This is a genomic window from Enterobacter cloacae complex sp. IR5450 (assembly GCF_049238665.1).
In the GTDB taxonomy this organism is placed as follows: domain Bacteria; phylum Pseudomonadota; class Gammaproteobacteria; order Enterobacterales; family Enterobacteriaceae; genus Enterobacter; species Enterobacter hormaechei_C.
In genome coordinates, this window is record NZ_JBMKIC010000018.1 from 42077 (window position 1) to 61679 (window position 19603).

The 19603-nt window shown below is 56.5% G+C and carries 19 protein-coding genes and 1 other annotated feature; of the genes, 15 read left to right on the forward strand and 4 right to left on the reverse strand.

Translation table 11 applies throughout. The features are described 5' to 3' along the window. The first annotated feature begins 5 nt into the window (after positions 1-5). The 4 genes from dnaA to gyrB are packed head-to-tail and all read left to right on the forward strand — an operon-like array spanning position 6 to position 6018. Positions 6-1400, forward strand: coding sequence for a chromosomal replication initiator protein DnaA (dnaA, locus tag ACOTYB_RS14755; protein ID WP_003861124.1), 1395 nt, complete (start codon positions 6-8; stop codon positions 1398-1400). 4 nt (positions 1401-1404) lie between these two features. Then, positions 1405-2505, forward strand: a complete 1101-nt coding sequence (dnaN, locus tag ACOTYB_RS14760; RefSeq protein WP_003861122.1) for a DNA polymerase III subunit beta — start codon at positions 1405-1407, stop codon at positions 2503-2505. Continuing rightward, positions 2505-3578: a DNA replication/repair protein RecF gene (recF, locus tag ACOTYB_RS14765; RefSeq protein WP_003861121.1), complete on the forward strand. Its 1074-nt coding sequence runs from the start codon at positions 2505-2507 to the stop codon at positions 3576-3578. The genes dnaN and recF overlap by 1 nt, the downstream gene beginning before the upstream one ends. 28 nt (positions 3579-3606) lie before the next feature. After that, entirely contained in the window at positions 3607-6018 is a 2412-nt protein-coding gene (gene gyrB / locus ACOTYB_RS14770; RefSeq protein ID WP_003861119.1) for a DNA topoisomerase (ATP-hydrolyzing) subunit B, read from the forward strand. A 33-nt stretch (positions 6019-6051) separates the two neighbouring features. Here the strand turns inward: gyrB and ACOTYB_RS14775 are convergent, their stop codons facing one another. Further along, positions 6052-6987, reverse strand: a complete 936-nt coding sequence (locus ACOTYB_RS14775; protein WP_003861115.1) for a LysR family transcriptional regulator — start codon at positions 6985-6987, stop codon at positions 6052-6054. 113 nt (positions 6988-7100) lie between these two features. Between ACOTYB_RS14775 and ACOTYB_RS14780 the strand changes: the two genes are divergently transcribed. From ACOTYB_RS14780 to ACOTYB_RS14815, 8 genes are all read left to right on the forward strand, one after another. Next, a complete protein-coding gene (locus ACOTYB_RS14780; RefSeq protein ID WP_220153459.1) occupies positions 7101-8126 on the forward strand; it encodes a zinc-dependent alcohol dehydrogenase family protein in 1026 nt (341 codons plus the stop codon). Between the two features lie 113 nt (positions 8127-8239). Further along, positions 8240-9052, forward strand: a complete 813-nt coding sequence (yidA, locus tag ACOTYB_RS14785) for a sugar-phosphatase (RefSeq protein ID WP_023295661.1) — start codon at positions 8240-8242, stop codon at positions 9050-9052. A 226-nt stretch (positions 9053-9278) separates the two neighbouring features. Next, positions 9279-9968, forward strand: a complete 690-nt coding sequence (gene dgoR, locus ACOTYB_RS14790) for a D-galactonate utilization transcriptional regulator DgoR (RefSeq protein WP_003861109.1) — start codon at positions 9279-9281, stop codon at positions 9966-9968. Then, on the forward strand, positions 9965-10843 hold the full coding sequence (locus tag ACOTYB_RS14795) for a 2-dehydro-3-deoxygalactonokinase (protein ID WP_003861107.1): 879 nt from the start codon (positions 9965-9967) through the stop codon (positions 10841-10843). The genes dgoR and ACOTYB_RS14795 overlap by 4 nt, the downstream gene beginning before the upstream one ends. Next, positions 10827-11444 (forward strand): 2-dehydro-3-deoxy-6-phosphogalactonate aldolase, encoded by a 618-nt coding sequence (locus tag ACOTYB_RS14800; protein ID WP_003861105.1) that lies wholly within the window; start codon positions 10827-10829, stop codon positions 11442-11444. Before ACOTYB_RS14795 ends, ACOTYB_RS14800 begins: the two co-directional genes overlap by 17 nt. Further along, positions 11441-12589 (forward strand): galactonate dehydratase, encoded by a 1149-nt coding sequence (gene dgoD / locus ACOTYB_RS14805; protein WP_032608143.1) that lies wholly within the window; start codon positions 11441-11443, stop codon positions 12587-12589. Before ACOTYB_RS14800 ends, dgoD begins: the two co-directional genes overlap by 4 nt. 180 nt (positions 12590-12769) lie before the next feature. Further along, positions 12770-14107, forward strand: coding sequence for an MFS transporter (locus ACOTYB_RS14810; RefSeq protein ID WP_164724104.1), 1338 nt, complete (start codon positions 12770-12772; stop codon positions 14105-14107). Between the two features lie 51 nt (positions 14108-14158). Then, positions 14159-15388, forward strand: a complete 1230-nt coding sequence (locus ACOTYB_RS14815) for a DUF3748 domain-containing protein (protein ID WP_220153460.1) — start codon at positions 14159-14161, stop codon at positions 15386-15388. Here ACOTYB_RS14815 and ACOTYB_RS14820 read toward each other — a convergent pair. Beyond that, entirely contained in the window at positions 15385-15717 is a 333-nt protein-coding gene (locus ACOTYB_RS14820) for a YceK/YidQ family lipoprotein (RefSeq protein WP_003861096.1), read from the reverse strand. The genes ACOTYB_RS14815 and ACOTYB_RS14820 overlap by 4 nt on opposite strands. 247 nt (positions 15718-15964) lie before the next feature. Further along, positions 15965-16039 (forward strand) — a sequence feature (ROSE (Repression Of Heat Shock gene Expression) occurs in the 5'-region of heat shock genes and acts as an RNA thermometer to modulate expression.). Here ACOTYB_RS14820 and ibpA point away from each other — a divergent pair. Both ibpA and ibpB read left to right on the forward strand, forming a co-directional pair. Next, positions 16033-16443 carry a small heat shock chaperone IbpA gene (ibpA, locus tag ACOTYB_RS14825; RefSeq protein ID WP_003861094.1) on the forward strand — a complete coding sequence of 137 codons (411 nt, stop codon included), beginning with the start codon at positions 16033-16035 and terminating at the stop codon, positions 16441-16443. It overlaps the preceding feature by 7 nt. Positions 16444-16579: 136 nt before the next feature. Continuing rightward, positions 16580-17008 (forward strand): small heat shock chaperone IbpB, encoded by a 429-nt coding sequence (ibpB, locus tag ACOTYB_RS14830; protein ID WP_003861091.1) that lies wholly within the window; start codon positions 16580-16582, stop codon positions 17006-17008. Here ibpB and ACOTYB_RS14835 read toward each other — a convergent pair. Further along, positions 16980-17171 carry a hypothetical protein gene (locus tag ACOTYB_RS14835; RefSeq protein WP_126313403.1) on the reverse strand — a complete coding sequence of 64 codons (192 nt, stop codon included), beginning with the start codon at positions 17169-17171 and terminating at the stop codon, positions 16980-16982. The two genes, ibpB and ACOTYB_RS14835, sit on opposite strands and share 29 nt — an antisense overlap. A 28-nt stretch (positions 17172-17199) precedes the next feature. Between ACOTYB_RS14835 and ACOTYB_RS14840 the strand changes: the two genes are divergently transcribed. Then, positions 17200-18861 carry a putative transporter gene (locus ACOTYB_RS14840; RefSeq protein WP_022650090.1) on the forward strand — a complete coding sequence of 554 codons (1662 nt, stop codon included), beginning with the start codon at positions 17200-17202 and terminating at the stop codon, positions 18859-18861. Here the strand turns inward: ACOTYB_RS14840 and ACOTYB_RS14845 are convergent. Further along, a complete protein-coding gene (locus ACOTYB_RS14845) occupies positions 18841-19575 on the reverse strand; it encodes a GntR family transcriptional regulator (protein ID WP_003861087.1) in 735 nt (244 codons plus the stop codon). The two genes, ACOTYB_RS14840 and ACOTYB_RS14845, sit on opposite strands and share 21 nt — an antisense overlap. Positions 19576-19603: the final 28 nt, after the last annotated feature.

Here is a 19603-nt window from a genome sequence, read left to right on the forward strand (position 1 = left end):
CCGCCGTGTCACTTTCGCTTTGGCAGCAGTGTCTTGCCCGATTGCAGGATGAGTTACCAGCCACAGAATTCAGTATGTGGATCCGCCCGTTGCAGGCGGAACTGAGCGATAACACGCTGGCTTTGTATGCGCCAAACCGTTTCGTGCTCGATTGGGTAAGGGATAAATACCTTAATAACATCAATGGACTGCTGAATGATTTCTGCGGGTCAGATGCCCCACAGCTGCGTTTTGAAGTGGGCACAAAGCCGGTCACCCAAACCGTTCGTGAAGTTGTCAATGTGGCAGCCCCTGCACAGGCGGCGCCCGCTCCAGCGCCTCGCGTTGCACCGGCTCGTCAGGGCTGGGATAACGTTCCAGCCCCCGCTGAGCCTACCTACCGCTCTAACGTTAACGTGAAACACACGTTCGATAACTTCGTTGAAGGTAAGTCGAACCAGCTGGCGCGCGCGGCGGCTCGCCAGGTTGCCGATAACCCCGGTGGCGCTTACAACCCGCTGTTCCTGTATGGCGGCACGGGTCTCGGTAAAACGCACCTGTTGCATGCGGTGGGCAACGGCATTATGGCGCGTAAGCCCAATGCCAAAGTAGTGTATATGCACTCCGAACGCTTCGTTCAGGACATGGTAAAAGCCCTGCAAAACAATGCGATCGAAGAGTTTAAACGCTACTACCGTTCCGTTGATGCGCTGCTGATCGATGACATTCAGTTCTTTGCCAATAAAGAACGATCGCAGGAAGAGTTTTTCCATACCTTTAACGCCCTGCTGGAAGGTAATCAGCAGATCATTCTGACCTCGGATCGTTATCCAAAAGAGATCAACGGCGTTGAAGATCGTCTCAAATCCCGCTTCGGCTGGGGCCTGACCGTGGCGATCGAGCCGCCGGAACTGGAAACCCGCGTCGCGATCCTGATGAAAAAAGCCGACGAGAACGACATTCGCCTGCCGGGTGAAGTGGCGTTCTTTATTGCCAAGCGCTTGCGTTCCAACGTGCGTGAGCTGGAAGGGGCGCTGAACCGCGTTATCGCTAACGCCAACTTCACTGGTCGTGCGATCACCATCGATTTTGTGCGTGAAGCGCTGCGCGATTTATTGGCTTTGCAGGAAAAACTGGTCACTATCGACAATATTCAGAAGACGGTGGCTGAGTACTACAAGATCAAAGTGGCAGATTTACTGTCTAAACGTCGTTCCCGCTCGGTGGCGCGTCCGCGTCAGATGGCGATGGCGCTGGCAAAAGAGCTCACCAACCACAGCCTGCCGGAAATCGGTGATGCGTTTGGTGGCCGTGACCATACGACCGTGCTGCACGCTTGTCGCAAGATCGAGCAGCTACGCGAAGAAAGCCACGACATAAAAGAAGATTTTTCCAATTTAATCAGAACATTATCATCGTGACGCTATGAAATTTACCGTTGAACGTGAACATTTATTAAAACCGCTGCAACAGGTGAGTGGCCCATTAGGCGGCCGCCCTACGCTGCCTATTCTTGGAAACCTGCTGCTTCAGGTCGCGGACGGTACGCTGTCGCTGACCGGCACAGATCTGGAAATGGAAATGATCGCGCGCGTTACGCTGACTCAGCCGCACGACGCGGGCGCGACCACGGTTCCGGCACGTAAATTCTTTGATATTTGCCGTGGGCTGCCGGAAGGCGCTGAAATCGCCGTGCAGCTGGAGGGCGACCGCATGCTGGTGCGCTCTGGCCGCAGCCGTTTCTCCCTCTCCACGCTGCCCGCTGCGGACTTCCCGAACCTGGATGACTGGCAGAGCGAAGTTGAATTTACCCTGCCGCAGGCGACGATGAAGCGTCTGATTGAAGCCACGCAGTTCTCCATGGCGCATCAGGACGTTCGTTACTACTTAAACGGCATGCTGTTCGAAACCGAAGGTGAAGAGCTGCGTACCGTGGCGACCGACGGTCACCGTCTGGCGGTCTGTTCCATGCCGATTGGCGATTCACTGCCAAACCATTCGGTGATCGTACCGCGTAAAGGCGTAATTGAACTGATGCGCATGCTCGACGGCGGCGATACCCCACTGCGCGTGCAGATTGGCAGCAACAATATTCGTGCCCACGTGGGCGATTTTGTCTTCACATCGAAGCTGGTAGACGGTCGTTTCCCGGATTATCGCCGCGTATTGCCGAAGAATCCGGACAAAACGCTGGAGGCGGGTTGCGACATCCTCAAGCAGGCGTTTGCGCGTGCCGCTATTCTCTCGAACGAGAAATTCCGCGGCGTACGTCTGTACGTGAGTGAAAACCAGATCAAAATCACCGCCAACAACCCGGAGCAGGAAGAGGCAGAAGAGATTCTGGACGTCACCTACGCCGGGGCTGAGATGGAAATCGGCTTCAACGTCAGCTACGTGCTGGATGTGCTGAATGCACTGAAATGCGAGAACGTTCGCATCCTGCTGACTGACTCCGTTTCGAGCGTACAGATTGAAGATGCCGCATCACAGTCGGCTGCTTATGTTGTTATGCCAATGAGACTGTAATGTCGCTCACCCGTCTGTTGATCCGCGACTTTCGCAATATCGAAAGCGCGGATCTCGCTTTATCCCCTGGCTTTAACTTCCTGGTTGGCGCGAACGGCAGCGGCAAAACCAGCGTGCTGGAAGCCATCTATACGCTCGGCCACGGCCGGGCGTTTCGCAGTTTGCAGATTGGTCGCGTGATTCGCCACGAGCAGGATTCTTTTGTTCTGCACGGGCGTTTGCAGGGAGAGGAGCGAGAGACCGCCATCGGCCTGACCAAAGATAAGCAGGGTGACAGCAAGGTGCGCATCGACGGCACCGATGGCCACAAGGTGGCGGAGCTGGCGCTGCTGATGCCGATGCAGCTGATTACGCCCGAGGGGTTTACTTTACTCAACGGCGGCCCCAAATACAGAAGAGCGTTCCTCGACTGGGGATGCTTTCACAATGAAGCCGGTTTCTTTAACGCCTGGAGCAACCTGAAGCGTCTGCTTAAACAGCGTAACGCCGCATTGCGCCAGGTCACGCGCTACGCTCAGCTGCGTCCGTGGGACATGGAACTCATCCCTCTAGCGGAACAAATCAGCCGCTGGCGTGCCGAATACAGCGCAGGTATCGCCGAAGACATGGCCGACACCTGCAAACAGTTTTTACCCGAGTTCTCTCTCACCTTCTCTTTCCAGCGTGGCTGGGAGAAAGAGACGGACTATGCCGAGGTGTTAGAGAGAAGCTTCGAGCGCGATCGCATGTTGACCTACACCGCGCACGGCCCGCACAAGGCGGATTTCCGCATTCGTGCCGACGGTGCGCCGGTGGAAGACACGCTGTCGCGCGGGCAGCTGAAGCTCCTGATGTGTGCGCTGCGCCTGGCGCAGGGGGAGTTCCTCACCCGCGAAAGTGGGCGACGCTGCCTGTACCTGATAGATGATTTTGCCTCGGAACTTGACGACGCGCGGCGCGGGCTGCTTGCCAGCCGCCTGAAAGCCACGCAGTCGCAGGTTTTCGTCAGCGCCATTAGCGCTGAACACGTTATGGACATGTCGGACGAAAATTCGAAGATGTTTACCGTGGAAAAGGGTAAAATAACGGATTAACCCAAGTTGAAATGAGCGAGAAACGTTGATGTCGAATTCTTATGACTCCTCCAGTATCAAAGTCCTGAAAGGGCTGGATGCGGTGCGTAAGCGCCCGGGTATGTATATCGGCGACACGGATGACGGCACCGGTCTGCACCACATGGTATTCGAGGTGGTAGATAACGCTATCGACGAAGCGCTCGCGGGTCACTGTAAAGACATCGTGGTCACGATCCATGCGGACAACTCCGTGTCCGTTACCGATGACGGTCGTGGCATCCCAACCGGTATTCACCCGGAAGAGGGCGTCTCCGCGGCGGAAGTCATCATGACCGTTCTGCACGCAGGCGGTAAGTTCGATGATAACTCCTATAAAGTTTCCGGCGGTCTGCACGGCGTAGGCGTATCCGTAGTTAACGCCCTGTCGCAGAAGCTGGAGCTGGTTATCCAGCGCGAAGGCAAAATTCACCGTCAGATCTACCAGCACGGCGTGCCTGAAGCGCCGCTGGCCGTCACGGGCGATACCGAGAAAACCGGTACCATGGTGCGTTTCTGGCCGAGCCTTGAAACCTTCACCAACGTCACCGAATTCGAGTACGACATTCTGGCGAAACGCCTGCGTGAACTGTCGTTCCTGAACTCCGGCGTGTCGATTCGTCTGCGCGACAAACGCGACAACAAAGAAGACCACTTCCATTACGAAGGTGGTATCAAGGCGTTCGTTGAGTATCTGAACAAGAACAAAACGCCAATTCACCCGAATATCTTCTACTTCTCTACTGAAAAAGACGGTATCGGCGTGGAAGTGGCCTTGCAGTGGAACGACGGTTTCCAGGAAAACATTTACTGCTTCACCAACAACATTCCACAGCGCGACGGCGGTACGCACCTTGCGGGCTTCCGCGCGGCGATGACCCGTACCCTGAACGCTTACATGGACAAAGAAGGCTACAGTAAAAAAGCGAAAGTCAGCGCCACCGGTGACGATGCCCGTGAAGGCCTGATTGCCGTGGTCTCCGTGAAGGTGCCGGATCCGAAGTTCTCCTCACAGACCAAAGACAAGCTGGTCTCTTCTGAGGTGAAATCGGCGGTTGAACAGCAGATGAACGAACTGCTGAGCGAATACCTGCTGGAAAACCCGTCCGACGCGAAAATCGTGGTGGGTAAAATTATCGATGCGGCGCGTGCCCGTGAAGCGGCGCGTAAAGCGCGTGAAATGACCCGTCGTAAAGGCGCGCTGGACCTGGCAGGCCTGCCGGGCAAACTGGCTGACTGTCAGGAACGCGACCCGGCGCTGTCTGAACTGTACCTTGTGGAAGGGGACTCTGCGGGCGGTTCTGCAAAGCAGGGCCGTAACCGCAAGAACCAGGCGATTCTGCCGCTGAAGGGTAAAATCCTCAACGTTGAGAAAGCGCGCTTCGACAAGATGCTCTCTTCTCAGGAAGTGGCGACGCTCATCACCGCGCTCGGCTGCGGCATTGGTCGCGACGAGTACAACCCGGACAAACTGCGTTATCACAGCATCATCATCATGACCGATGCGGACGTCGACGGCTCGCACATCCGTACGCTGCTGTTGACCTTCTTCTATCGTCAGATGCCGGAAATCGTTGAGCGCGGCCACGTCTACATTGCGCAGCCACCGCTGTACAAGGTGAAAAAAGGCAAGCAGGAACAGTACATTAAAGATGACGACGCGATGGATCAGTACCAAATCGCGATCGCCCTTGATGGTGCGACCCTGCACGCAAACTCCAGCGCGCCAGCGCTGGCCGGTGAGCCGCTGGAGCGTCTGGTCTCCGAGTTCAACGCCACGCAGAAAATGATTGGCCGTATGGAGCGTCGCTATCCGAAAGCGCTGCTGAAAGAGCTGATTTACCAGCCGACCCTGACCGAAGCCGATCTGAGCAACGAGCAGACCGTCACCCGCTGGGTGAACACCCTGGTGAGCGAGCTGAACGAGAAAGAGCAGCACGGCAGCCAGTGGAAGTTCGACGTTCAGCAGAACGCTGAGCAGCAGTTCGAGCCGATCGTCCGCGTGCGTACCCACGGCGTCGATACCGACTACCCGCTGGAGCACGAGTTTGTTACCGGTCCGGAATACCGCCGTATCTGCACCCTGGGCGAGAAGCTGCGCGGTCTGATCGAAGACGATGCGTTCATCGAACGTGGCGAGCGCCGTCAGCCGGTGGCAAGCTTCGAGCAGGCGCTGGAATGGCTGGTGAAAGAGTCCCGTCGTGGCCTCTCTATTCAGCGTTATAAAGGCCTGGGCGAAATGAACCCGGATCAGCTGTGGGAAACCACCATGGATCCGGAAAGCCGTCGCATGCTGCGCGTCACCGTTAAAGACGCAATCGCAGCGGATCAGCTGTTCACGACCCTGATGGGCGATGCGGTTGAACCACGTCGCGCCTTCATCGAAGAGAACGCCCTGAAGGCGGCGAATATCGATATTTAATCGTCGCTTTACGACAACATAACTGGCCGCGCTTTAGCGCGGCTTTTTTATGGACGCAGGAAACTCCAGCGACATCACTGCCGGTAAACGTTTGACCAGCATATCTATGGCAATTCTTACCCTTAGCGGCAGGTGTGGCGTCTGCTGCCAGACGGCATGAACGTCGAAGCGTACATCCGGGGCCTGCTTAAAGAGCGGGACAAGATTTCCCTGATGAATTTCTTTGATGACCATCCAGCAGGGTAACCATGCAATACCGTGGCCGGCCAGCGCCGCGTCGCAGATCGCCTGCAAATCATCCATATTGAGGGATGAGCGGGGAATAAACGTGCGCGACGTGCCATCGTAATCCATCAGCTGCCAGGGTAAGACTCTGCCCGCACGCGTGTAGTTAATGGCCGTATACTGGCGTAAATCATCAACGCTTTGCGGCTGGCCATTCTTAATCAGATAATCCGGCGCGGCACACAGAACCATTCGGTGCACTCCCAGCCTTCTGGCGACCAGCACGGCGCTGTCAGCCAGGGTGCCATTGCGCACCGCCATATCAAACCCTTCTTCCACAAGATCCACGATGCGGTCGCTAAAGGACATTTCAAGCTCAAGCCCGGGATGCTCCTGCGCCAGCTCTATTAGCAGCGGGGCGATACACTGGCGACCAAACAGCACCGGCATGGCAACACGCAGCCGACCGCTGACCTGATGTTTTCCGGTTTCAAGCTGCGATTCAGCGCCACGGATCTCTTCCAGCGCGCGCAGGCAGCGTTCATAAAAAAGCGCGCCGTTATCGGTCAGCCTCTGGCTGCGGGTGGTCCGATGAAACAGACGAACCCCCAGCCTCTCTTCAAGACGAGCAATGCTTTTTCCTACCGCCGAGCGCGACAAATGCAGACGGACGGCGGCCTGGGCAAAACTTCCTGCCTCAACGGAGGCAACGAAAACGGGAATATCTTTCAGCGTATCGGTCATGGATGAATTGTATCAATTTGGTCATCAATGATGGGAAAACTTATCGCCACTGGTGACGCTGAGTCAACGGTAGACTGTCAGAACTGAAAATCATCTGATGACAGGAGAAAAAAATGACAGCAACAATGCAACGCTGGTCAATGGATGCCCTTGGTCGTGAAAGCCTCAGGCTCGTTCAGGAGCCTGTTCCACAGCCAGGCTCGGGGGAGGTTCGCGTACGGGTAAATGCCGTTGCGCTCAACTACCGGGATAAAATGGTGATTGAAGGCACGATGCCGATTCCGCTTTCCTTCCCGTTTACCCCAGCATCTGACATGGCAGGCGTGGTGGACAGCATCGGTGAAGGCGTTACGCGTTTCAAACCCGGCGCACGCGTCATCTCAACCTTCTTCCCGGAATGGATCGACGGCAAGCCGCAGGCAGACGCGCGCGATTTGCCCTATAAAACGTCCGGTGGATACTTCCAGGGCATGCTGGCCGAATATGTGATTGTGAGTGAAAACGCGCTGGTGGCGTCCCCGGAAAGCCTGGATGACGCTGAGGCCAGTACGCTTCCTTGCGCGGGGCTTACCGCATGGTTCGCGCTGGTGGAGCGCGGTCATTTACGCGCCGGGCAATCGGTGCTGGTACAAGGGACGGGCGGTGTGGCGCTATTCGCTTTGCAGATAGCAAAAGCGCACGGCGCAGAGGTGTTTGTCTCCTCGGGAAGTGATGAAAAACTGGCGCGGGCCAAAAAGCTGGGGGCCAGCCAGGGCATCAACCGACTGAAAGGCGACTGGGCTGAAAATACGCTGGCACTGACGCAGGATCGCGGCATCGACCATATTATCGAAACCGTGGGTGGGGAGAACCTGAGACATTCCCTGCGCGCCGTTGCCGTTCATGGGCGGATATCGGTCATTGGCGTGCTGGCCGGGACAGAAATTTCTCTGCCTGCAAGCGAGCTGTTGCTGAAATCCCCCGTCATTCAGGGGATTGGGGTTGGACACCGCCGGGCGCTGGAAGATTTTGTCCGTGCTGTTGGTGTCACGGAGTTAAAACCGGTGATTGAGCATCGCTACCGCTTTGACGAGCTGGAACAGGCGCTTGAGCATCTGGATCGCGGTGCGTTTGGCAAAATCGTTCTCACCCGCGAGTGAGTTCCCGTTCCCGGGATAAACGTAAAAGGGGCTTTTTGTTGCGCAAGGTAGCTCTATTTTTGTGTGCTTAATCGCGTTAGCATGAGGTAGCACTCATTTATCCCGGGGACCCCATGGCCATCAAACTCATTGCAATCGATATGGACGGCACGCTGCTGCTGCCAGACCACACTATCTCTCCTGCCGTTAAAAATGCGATCGCCGCCGCACGCGAAAAAGGCGTGAACGTGGTGCTCACCACCGGACGCCCGTATGCCGGGGTGCACAGTTACCTGAAAGAGCTGCACATGAACCAGCCTGGTGATTACTGCATCACCTATAACGGCGCGCTGGTGCAAAAGGCAGCCGATGGCAGCACGGTGGCGCAAACGGCACTGAGCTATGATGACTACCGGTTCCTGGAAAAACTCTCCCGCGACGTGGGCTCTCACTTCCACGCGCTAGATCGCAATACGCTTTACACCGCCAACCGCGATATCAGCTACTACACGGTGCACGAGTCCTACGTTGCAACCATTCCACTGGTGTTCTGTGAAGCGGAGAAAATGGATCCGGCGACACAGTTCCTGAAAGTGATGATGATTGATGAACCTGCGGTTCTCGACAAAGCCATTTCACGCATTCCGGCTGAGGTAAAAGAGAAATACACCGTACTGAAAAGTGCGCCGTACTTCCTCGAAATCCTCGATAAACGCGTCAATAAAGGCACGGGCGTCAAATCGCTTGCCGATGCGCTGGGCATCAAGCCTGAGGAGATCATGGCGCTGGGCGACCAGGAAAACGATATTGCGATGATCGAATATGCAGGCATGGGCGTGGCGATGGATAACGCCATCCCGTCGGTAAAAGAAGTGGCGAACTTCGTGACCAAATCTAACCTGGAAGACGGCGTTGCCTGGGCGATCGAGAAATTTGTCCTCTCCTAGCAGCTGTCTGTAATCATCAGCCTCGGTTATCTACCGGGGCTTTTTTTGGCCCTGAATTTATCGGATTGTTCTTTTTGTGATCTGGATTGTAGTACAACATTGACTGATTGTACTACATTGTCACCACGGCAAAGACGAAAGGCCTCACGTTTGTACTGCAAAAGTGAGGCGAAATTCAGCGGTCGCGGTAAAGTAGTGATGGACTTACAGAGCACAAGGACTCTCCATGACACTCAATAAAACCGATCGCATTGTCATCACGCTGGGCACTCAGATTGTGGGTGGCAAATACGTTCCCGGTTCGCCGCTGCCAGCAGAGGCGGAACTGTGCGAGGAGTTTGAAACCTCGCGCAACATCATCCGGGAAGTGTTCCGCTCGCTGATGGCGAAGCGGCTGATTGAAATGAAGCGCTATCGCGGCGCGTTTGTGGCGCCGCGTAACCAGTGGAACTACCTCGATACCGATGTTCTGCAATGGGTACTGGAAAACGACTACGACCCACGGCTTATCGGCGCGATGAGCGAAGTCCGAAATCTGGTGGAACCGGCCATTGCCCGCTGGGCGGCTGAGCGCGCAACGTCAGGTGACCTGGCACAGATTGAGTCGGCTTTAAACGACATGATCGCCAATAACCAGAATCGGGAGGCGTTCAACGAGGCGGACATTCGCTACCACGAGGCGGTATTGCAGTCGGTGCATAACCCGGTGTTACAGCAGCTTAGCGTGGCGATCAGCTCGCTACAGCGAGCAGTATTTGAACGTACCTGGATGGGTGATGAGGCCAACATGCCGAAAACGCTTCAGGAACATAAAGCGCTGTTCGATGCGATACGGCATCAGGACGGCGATGCGGCAGAGCAGGCGGCGCTGACCATGATCGCCAGCTCGACACGAAGGTTGAAGGAAATCACATGACATCACGCTACATCGCAATTGACTGGGGATCGACCAATCTGCGCGCCTGGCTCTACCAGGGTGAGCAGTGCCTGGAAAGCAGGCAATCAGAAGCAGGTGTGACGCGCCTGAACGGTAAATCCCCAGCAGCGGTGTTAGCAGAGGTGACACAAAACTGGCGCGACGGTACTACGCCAGTGGTGATGGCCGGAATGGTCGGCAGTAACGTAGGCTGGAAGGTTGCGCCTTATCTGTCGGTTCCGGTGCATTTCACTGCCGTTGGCGAGCAGTTAACGTCCGTTGGCGACAATGTCTGGATTATCCCCGGTTTATGCGTCTCTCGCGACGATAACCATAACGTGATGCGCGGTGAAGAGACGCAACTGCTCGGGGCGCGCACGCTTTCTCCTTCTTCTGTCTACGTCATGCCCGGGACGCACTGCAAATGGGTCCAGGCGGATGCTGAGCAAATTCATGACTTTCGCACCGTAATGACCGGCGAATTGCACCACTTGCTGCTTAAGCACTCGCTGGTGGGGGCCGGTTTGCCGGAGCAGACCCCTTCGCCGGAAGCGTTTGCCGCCGGGCTGGAGCGCGGGATCGCATCCCCTGCCGTTTTGCCGCAACTTTTTGAGGTTCGCGCCTCGCACGTGCTGGGAAATCTTCCGCGCGAACAGGTCAGCGAATTTCTGTCCGGCCTGCTGATTGGCGCAGAGGTCGCCACCCTGAGCGACGCGTTCGCCGGGCAGCAGGCCATCACGCTCGTCGCGGGTTCATCGCTGACGTCTCGTTACCGCCAGGCGTTCCACGCTATCGGACGGGATGTTGCTGCGGTGGAAGGCGACACGGCATTTCAGGCAGGCATAAGGAGCATCGCTCATGCAGTGGCAAACTGAACTTCCCCTGATCGCGATTTTGCGCGGTATCACGCCCGGTGAGGCCTTAGCGCACGTTGGCGCGGTGATCGACGCCGGGTTCGACGCGGTGGAAATCCCGCTCAACTCCCCGGAGTGGGAAAAAAGCATTCCGGCAATTGTGAAGGCGTTTGGTGATAAGGCGCTGATTGGCGCTGGTACCGTATTACAGCCGGAGCAGGTGGATGAACTGGCGAAGATGGGCTGCAAGCTTATCGTCACACCGAATATCAACCCCGAGGTGATCCGCCGGGCGGTGGAGTACGGCATGACCGTTTGCCCGGGTTGCGCCACGGCTACAGAAGCCTTTGCCGCCCTCGATGCAGGCGCACAGTCTCTCAAAATTTTCCCGTCGTCGGCCTTTGGTCCGGATTACATCAAAGCGCTGAAAGCGGTCTTACCCGCCAGCGTGCCGGTCTTTGCCGTGGGCGGCGTCACGCCGGAAAACCTGGTGCAGTGGATAAAAGCGGGCTGTGTGGGCGCCGGGCTGGGCAGCGATCTCTATCGTGCCGGACAGCCCGTTGAGCGTACCGCACAGCAGGCGGCAGCATTTGTGAAAGCGTATCGAGAGGCAGTGCAATGAAAATAACCAAACTCACCACGTACCGTTTACCCCCGCGTTGGATGTTCCTGAAAATCGAAACCGACGAAGGCGTGGTTGGCTGGGGCGAGCCGGTGATTGAAGGCCGTGCGCGCACCGTTGAAGCCGCGGTGCACGAGCTGGGCGAATACCTGATTGGCCAGGATCCGGCGCGCATCAACGACCTGTGGCAGGTCATGTACCGGGCGGGATTTTACCGTGGCGGTCCGATCCTGATGAGCGCCATCGCCGGTATTGATCAGGCGCTGTGGGATATCAAAGGCAAAGTGCTGAATGCCCCGGTCTGGCAATTAATGGGCGGCCTGGTGCGCGACAAAATCAAAGCCTACAGCTGGGTGGGCGGTGACCGCCCTGCGGAAGTGATCGACGGTATCCGGCAACTGCGCAACATCGGTTTTGACACCTTCAAACTCAACGGCTGCGAAGAGATGGGCGTTATCGACAACTCGCGCGCGGTAGACCGGGCGGTGAATACCGTGGCGCAAATCCGCGAGGCTTTCGGCAACGAGATTGAGTTTGGCCTGGATTTCCACGGCCGCGTTAGCGCGCCAATGGCCAAAGTGCTGATTAAAGAGCTGGAGCCGTATCGCCCGCTGTTTATCGAAGAGCCGGTGCTGGCCGAGCAGGCGGAATACTATCCAAAACTGGCTGAACAGACCCATATTCCTATCGCCGCGGGTGAGCGTATGTTCTCGCGCTTCGAGTTCAAACGCGTGCTGGAAGCGGGCGGCATTGCGATCCTGCAACCGGACCTCTCCCACGCGGGTGGCATCACCGAATGCTACAAAATTGCCGGAATGGCAGAAGCCTACGATGTGGCGCTGGCCCCGCACTGTCCGCTTGGGCCAATTGCGCTGGCGGCCTGCCTGCACGTCGACTTCGTCTCGCGCAATGCGGTGTTCCAGGAACAAAGCATGGGCATTCACTATAACAAGGGCGCGGAGCTGCTCGACTTTGTGAAAAACAAGGAAGACTTCAGCATGGAAGGCGGTTTCTTTAAACCGTTAACGAAGCCGGGCCTTGGCGTGGAGATCGACGAAGCCAAAGTCATTGAGCTGAGTAAATGTGCGCCGGACTGGCGTAACCCACTGTGGCGTCATGAAGACGGTTCCGTAGCCGAGTGGTAAATGCGCGTCATACTTCGCGCTGGTGATGCGTTGGCTGCGTTTTCTTACCCCGGTCACATACTTTTGTATGCTCCCGGGGATGCGAAAACTTGCCGCCTTCCCCCAGCACGAATTATTTAGCGCATTCCGTTTACGTTTTTAATTAAAAAAACCAAATACACCCTCTGTAAATTACAGGGCATGGTGAGCGGCTTCGCTATGCCCAAAATCTGGAGACAGATTGCGATGGATATTCCAGTTACTGCTGCAAAAACCGGGCGTCGTCGTTACCTGACGCTGATCATGATCTTTATTACCGTGGTCATCTGTTATGTCGACCGCGCCAACCTTGCCGTGGCATCGGCTCATATTCAGGAAGAGTTTGGCATCACCAAAGCGGAAATGGGCTACGTCTTCTCGGCGTTTGCCTGGCTGTATACGCTCTGCCAGATCCCGGGTGGCTGGTTCCTTGACCGCGTGGGGTCGCGTCTGACCTACTTTATCGCTATTTTTGGCTGGTCCGTGGCGACTCTGTTCCAGGGCTTCGCCACCGGGCTGATGTCACTGATTGGCCTGCGCGCCATCACCGGGGTGTTTGAAGCGCCCGCGTTTCCGACCAACAACCGCATGGTGACCAGCTGGTTCCCGGAACACGAACGCGCTTCCGCTGTTGGTTTTTACACCTCCGGGCAGTTTGTTGGCCTGGCATTTCTGACGCCGCTGTTAATCTGGATCCAGGAGCTACTGAGCTGGCACTGGGTGTTCATCGTCACCGGCGGGATCGGCATTATCTGGTCGTTAATCTGGTTTAAGGTCTATCAGCCGCCGCGCCTGACCAAAAGCATCACCAAAGCCGAACTGGACTACATCCGCGACGGCGGTGGCCTGGTGGACGGCGATGCGCCCGTGAAAAAAGAGGCGCGCCAGCCGCTGACCAGAGCGGACTGGAAGCTGGTCTTCCACCGTAAGCTGGTGGGCGTATATCTGGGCCAGTTCGCGGTGACTTCCACGCTGTGGTTCTTCCTCACCTGGTTCCCGAACTATCTGACCCAGGAAAAAGGGATTACCGCGCTGAAGGCGGGCTTTATGACCACCGTACCCTTCCTTGCGGCGTTTTTCGGCGTCCTGCTCTCGGGCTGGCTGGCGGACAAACTGGTGAAAAAAGGCTTCTCACTGGGCGTTGCGCGTAAAACGCCGATTATCTGCGGCCTGCTGATCTCTACCTGCATCATGGGAGCGAACTACACCAACGATCCGGTGTGGATCATGACCTTGATGGCGTTAGCGTTCTTCGGGAACGGTTTTGCCTCCATCACCTGGTCGCTGGTGTCGTCGCTGGCGCCGATGCGTCTGATTGGTCTGACCGGCGGCGTGTTTAACTTCGTTGGCGGCCTGGGCGGGATCACCGTGCCGCTGGTCATCGGTTACCTGGCGCAGGACTACGGCTTTGGTCCGGCGCTGGTGTATATCTCTGCCGTGGCGCTGATCGGGGCGCTCTCCTACATCCTGCTGGTCGGCGACGTGAAACGAGTAGGCTAATCCCTTCGGATGTTTTACCCTGATGCGATAACCGCGCATCAGGGTATTTTCATGAAACAAATCACCTTCGCTTCCCGCAACCACCAGCTCACCAACATCAACACCTGGACGCCAGACAGCCAGTGGCTTGTCTATGATGTCCGCCCGTCCGGCGCGTCGTTTACCGGTGAAACCATTGAGCGGGTCAATGTTAGTACGGGCGAGGTTGAGGCGATCTACCGTGCGACTGACGGCGCGCATGTTGGCGTGGTAACCGTTCATCCGGCGCAGGACAAATATGTTTTTATCCACGGCCCGAAAAACCCGGATGCAGACTGGCAGTATGATTTTCACCATCGTCAGGGGGTGATTGTGCACAATGGTCAGGTGAGCAATCTTGATGCGATGGATATCACCGCGCCTTACACGGCAGGTGCGCTGCGTGGCGGCACCCACGTTCACGTTTTTAGCCCGAACGGGCAGTTCGTCAGCTTTACCTATAACGACCATGTGCTGCACGCGCGCGATCCGCAGCTGGATTTGCGTAACGTCGGGGTGGCGGCGCCTTGTGGTCCGGTAAACCCACAGGGGAACCATCCGCGGGAATATGCCGGAACCTTCTGGAGCGTACTGGTAAGCCGGACAACGCCGAACCCGAAACCGGGCAGCGATGAGATCAACCGCGCCTATGAAGAGGGCTGGGTGGGCAACGACAGGCTGGCGTTTATCGGCGATACGGTGTCTGCGAAAGGCGAGAAAGTGCCCGAACTGTTTATTGTCGATCTTCCCAAAGACGAGCAGGGCTGGAAACGAGCGGGCGATGCGCCGTTGCAGGGAACGCCGGATACAATGCCCGCGCCGCCTGCGGGCGCCATGCAACGCCGCCTTACCTTCACCCATCAGAAGGCGTATCCGGGGCTGGTGAACGTGCCGCGCCACTGGGTGCGCAGCAATCCACAGGGGACGCAGGTCGCGTTTTTAATGCGGGACGATAACGGCGTTGTGCAGCTGTGGCTTATCTCCCCTGAGGGCGGCGAGCCGCGCCAGCTGACCCACACTGAGCGTGATATTCAGTCGGCTTTTAACTGGCATCCTTCTGGCCGCGCACTTGGGTTTGTGCTCGAAAGCCGCATTGCCTGCTGCGATGCGCAGACCGGTGAGGTGACGTTTTTGACCTCCGATCATGGCAATCCGCCGTCTGCTGACGCTGTGGTGTTTTCCCCGGACGGACGATTTATTACATGGATGGAAGAGAAGGACGGTTTCCGCCAGCTGTGGCTAACGGAAACCGCACAGAATTAGCGTGGAGGCATCGCTGCGGGCGGGATGACGGAGTTGGTTGCCAGCGTCTCCTGCTCGCTTTTCTCAACGCGCGAACGCACTGAGCTGTCGGTGCGGAACATATCCCACGGCAGCAAAAGCGTATCGGCAACCGCCGTAAACGGCATATCAAGAATCGCCAGAGATTTGGTACCCCAGTTTGTCTCATCATCAGAGATCATTGCGGCACTGGCGCGCGTCCCCGGATATGTTCCTTCTTTACCGCCGGTGTGCGACATCACGCTCGAACACCCGCAAAGTAAAACAACCCCGCTGAACGTCGCCAGCTTAATCAGAACATTTCTCATCATCACTCAGTCATCATTAGTAGCACGGCATTGACCTGCAACTCAGGGTTATAGCGAGGCGCGTCCAAAATGGATAGCTCCAAACTCCCGCACTGTGGTCGCCATCGCAATTTAACCCTTTGTGCTGTGCCCCTGAGTCTATGCGACAACCAGCAAAGTGCAAAAAAATCTCACATCAACAGGCTTGAAAAGGCCGTATCCATACCCATTTTAAGAATGTAACCCGATAACGGACACGCCTGATGGGTGTTCGGGGAAGCAGAAGCCTGTCCATGGTGGAAGGCTACATTTTCTCGCTGATTTCAGGAGCATTTATCTATGCGTAATTTCGATCTCTCTCCGCTATACCGTTCTGCCATTGGTTTTGATCGTCTGTTCAACCACTTAGAAAACAACCAGAGCCAGAGCAACGGCTATCCTCCTTACAACGTTGAACTGGTTGACGAAAACCACTATCGCATTGCGATTGCTGTTGCCGGTTTCGCGGAGAGCGAACTGGAGATCACCGCGCAGGACAATCTGCTGGTGGTGAAAGGCTCCCATGCGGGCGAGCAGAAAGAACGAACCTACCTCTACCAGGGTATCGCAGAGCGTAACTTTGAACGCAAGTTCCAGCTGGCTGAGAACATCCACGTCAAGGGCGCGAACCTGGTGAACGGCCTGCTGTTTATCGAACTGGAACGTGTGATTCCGGAAGAGAAAAAACCGCGTCGTATCGAAATCAATTAATTAAGCGGGTCGCGGCTGCGGCCCACCTGAAATTGCTTGCCGTAAAGGGAGCATATGCGAATCCGCAAGGGTTTGCAGGTACAACTGTGCACAAAATTAAACTGTGCCGAACTCGCTTCTCAGAAGGAGATTTAGTATGCGTAACTATGATTTTTCCCCCCTGCTGCGTCAGTGGATCGGTTTTGACAAACTGGCTAACGCGCTGCAAAGCGCAACCGAACAGCAGACCTTTCCGCCGTACAACATCGAAAAAAGCGATGATAACCACTACCGCATCACGCTTGCGCTGGCCGGGTTCCGCCAGGAAGATCTCGACATCCAGCTTGAGGGTGCGCGCCTGACCGTGAAAGGGTCACCGGAAAAACCAGACACCGAGACCAAATGGCTGCATCAGGGGCTTGTCACTCAGCCGTTTAGCCTGAGCTTTACCCTGGCAGACCATATGGAAGTTTCTGGCGCGACGTTCACTAACGGGCTGCTGAACATTGACCTCACCCGTAACGTGCCGGAAGCCATTGCGCCTCAGCGCATCGCCATTAGCGAACGCCCGGCGTTGAACAGCTAAACCACGTTTTTGCCGGGTGGCAAACCTGCCGATCCTGTAGGTCGGGTAAGGCGCAGCCGCCACCCGACTCGCTCACAGATGCCATGAAGCCCTGCCCCGGCAGGGCTTTTTTGTGCGCCATCGCCCATACAACCGCCGTCAGCTCTGAGAGAATCCTTAGCATAACTATGGTTATACACAGGATGTGGATCATGAGTGATATCGCGTTAACCGTTAGCGTGTTGGCCCTTGTCGCGGTAGTGGGGCTATGGCTGGGGAATATCAAAATCCGCGGCGTCGGATTTGGCATCGGCGGGGTGCTGTTCGGCGGGATTTTTGTCGGCCATTTTGCCGACCAGCTTGGGTGGGTGCTCAGCGCCGATATGCTGCATTTCATCCAGGAGTTCGGCCTGATCCTCTTTGTGTATACCATCGGTATTCAGGTGGGGCCGGGCTTCTTCGCTTCCCTGCGCGTCTCCGGTTTACGCCTTAATCTCTTTGCCTTCGGCATCGTCGTGATGGGTGGGCTGGTTACCGCCATTCTGCATAAACTCTTCGCGATTCCGCTGCCCGTTGTGCTGGGCATCTTCTCCGGCGCCGTCACGAATACGCCCGCGCTCGGGGCGGGCCAGCAAATTCTGCGCGATCTGGGTATCCCTGCTGATGTCGTCGATCAGATGGGGATGAGCTACGCCATGGCCTATCCGTTTGGCATTTGCGGTATTTTGCTCTCGATGTGGCTGGTGCGCGTGCTGTTCCGCGTTAACGTTGGACAGGAGGCGAAGGAGCATGAAAGCACGCTGACCAACGGCCATGCGCTCATTAAAACCATCAACATTCGCGTCGAAAACCCTAATCTGAACAATATGGCGATTCAGGATGTTCCCATTCTGAACAGCGCGACCATTATCTGTTCCCGCCTGAAACGTGATGACACGCTGATGGTGCCTTCACCGGATACCCTTATTCAGCACGGCGATCTCCTGCATCTGGTAGGGCAACCGGCGGATTTAAACAATGCCCGGCTGGTGATCGGTCAGGAGGTGGATACCTCACTCTCAACCCGTGGAACGGACATGCGCGTGGAGCGCGTGGTAGTGACCAATGAGAAGGTTCTGGGCAAGAAAATACGCGATTTGCAGGTTAAAGAGCGTTATGACGTGGTGATCTCCCGGCTTAACCGCGCCGGTGTCGAGCTGGTGGCCAGCCAGGATGCCAGCCTGCAATTCGGTGATATTCTCAACCTCGTCGGGCGTCCTTCATCTATTGATGCCGTAGCGGACATGGTGGGCAACGCCCAGCAAAAACTCCAGCAGGTGCAGATGCTGCCGGTCTTTATCGGCGTCGGGCTTGGCGTCATGCTTGGCTCCATCCCCCTGTATGTGCCCGGCTTCCCGGTAGCACTGAAGCTGGGTCTGGCAGGCGGGCCGCTCATTATGGCGCTTATCCTCGGGCGTATCGGCTCCATCGGTAAGCTCTACTGGTTTATGCCGCCGAGCGCTAACCTGGCGCTGCGGGAGTTGGGCATCGTGCTGTTTCTGGCGGTGGTGGGGCTGAAATCCGGCGGCGATTTTGTCGATACTCTGGTGAACGGCGAAGGGATGAGCTGGGTAGGATACGGCATATTTATTACCGCTATCCCACTGATAACTGTCGGATTATTGGCGCGTATGTTCGCTAAAATGAACTATCTCACGCTGTGCGGCATGCTGGCCGGTTCCATGACCGATCCGCCCGCGCTGGCGTTCGCCAATAACCTGCACGCCACCAGCGGCGCGGCGGCGTTATCCTACGCCACGGTTTATCCGCTGGTGATGTTTCTGCGCATCATCACCCCGCAGCTACTGGCGGTGCTATTCTGGGGGATGGGCTAATAAGTCTTCCGGGTGGATACGCCGCAGATGGTAGTCCACCTGGTAATCGCTTGTGTTCCGGAACATCACGGAATAATTGAGGAACTCGCCGCTGTCGCTGTAGGAAAGGGAAGTGATGCGCAGCAGCGGCGTCTGTTCCGGCACATTCATATAACCGGCCAGCTGTTTATCAGCCAGCACCGGCGTCAGGCTCTCGTAGTTGCCGCTGATGGTGATCCCACACTCCTTCTCGATGTAATCAAACTTAGACCCTTCGAGATGCGCCAGGGAAAGATTGCGGAACAGCTTCACCGGCATAAAGCTGTCCTCCAGCATCAGCGGTTTTCCGTCCACGTAACGCACCCGCCTTGAAAAATAGATCCGCTCATCAACCTGAATCCGCAGCTGGCTGGCGATGGCGGGCGGCGCGGGCATCACTTCAAACTGCAACACCTTGCTTTGCACTTCTTTCCCCTGCTGGCGCAATACCTCCACCAGCCCAGTCAGGTTAGTCGTTTCATGATGAACGTCTTTGCGCGCCACGAACGTCCCGCTGCCGTGTCGACGTTCAACCAGCCCCCAGCTTACCAGCAGATCCAGCGCTTTGCGGACGGTCATCCGGGCTACGCCAAACTCCTTTGCCAGCGCTTTTTCTCCGGGTAACGGACTGCCAATGTTGTAGTCCGAAGAATTCAGCCGCAGCCGTAGCCGATCGGCAATTGATTTGTAGATCACCAGTAGACCTCTCTGCGCACATCATGGC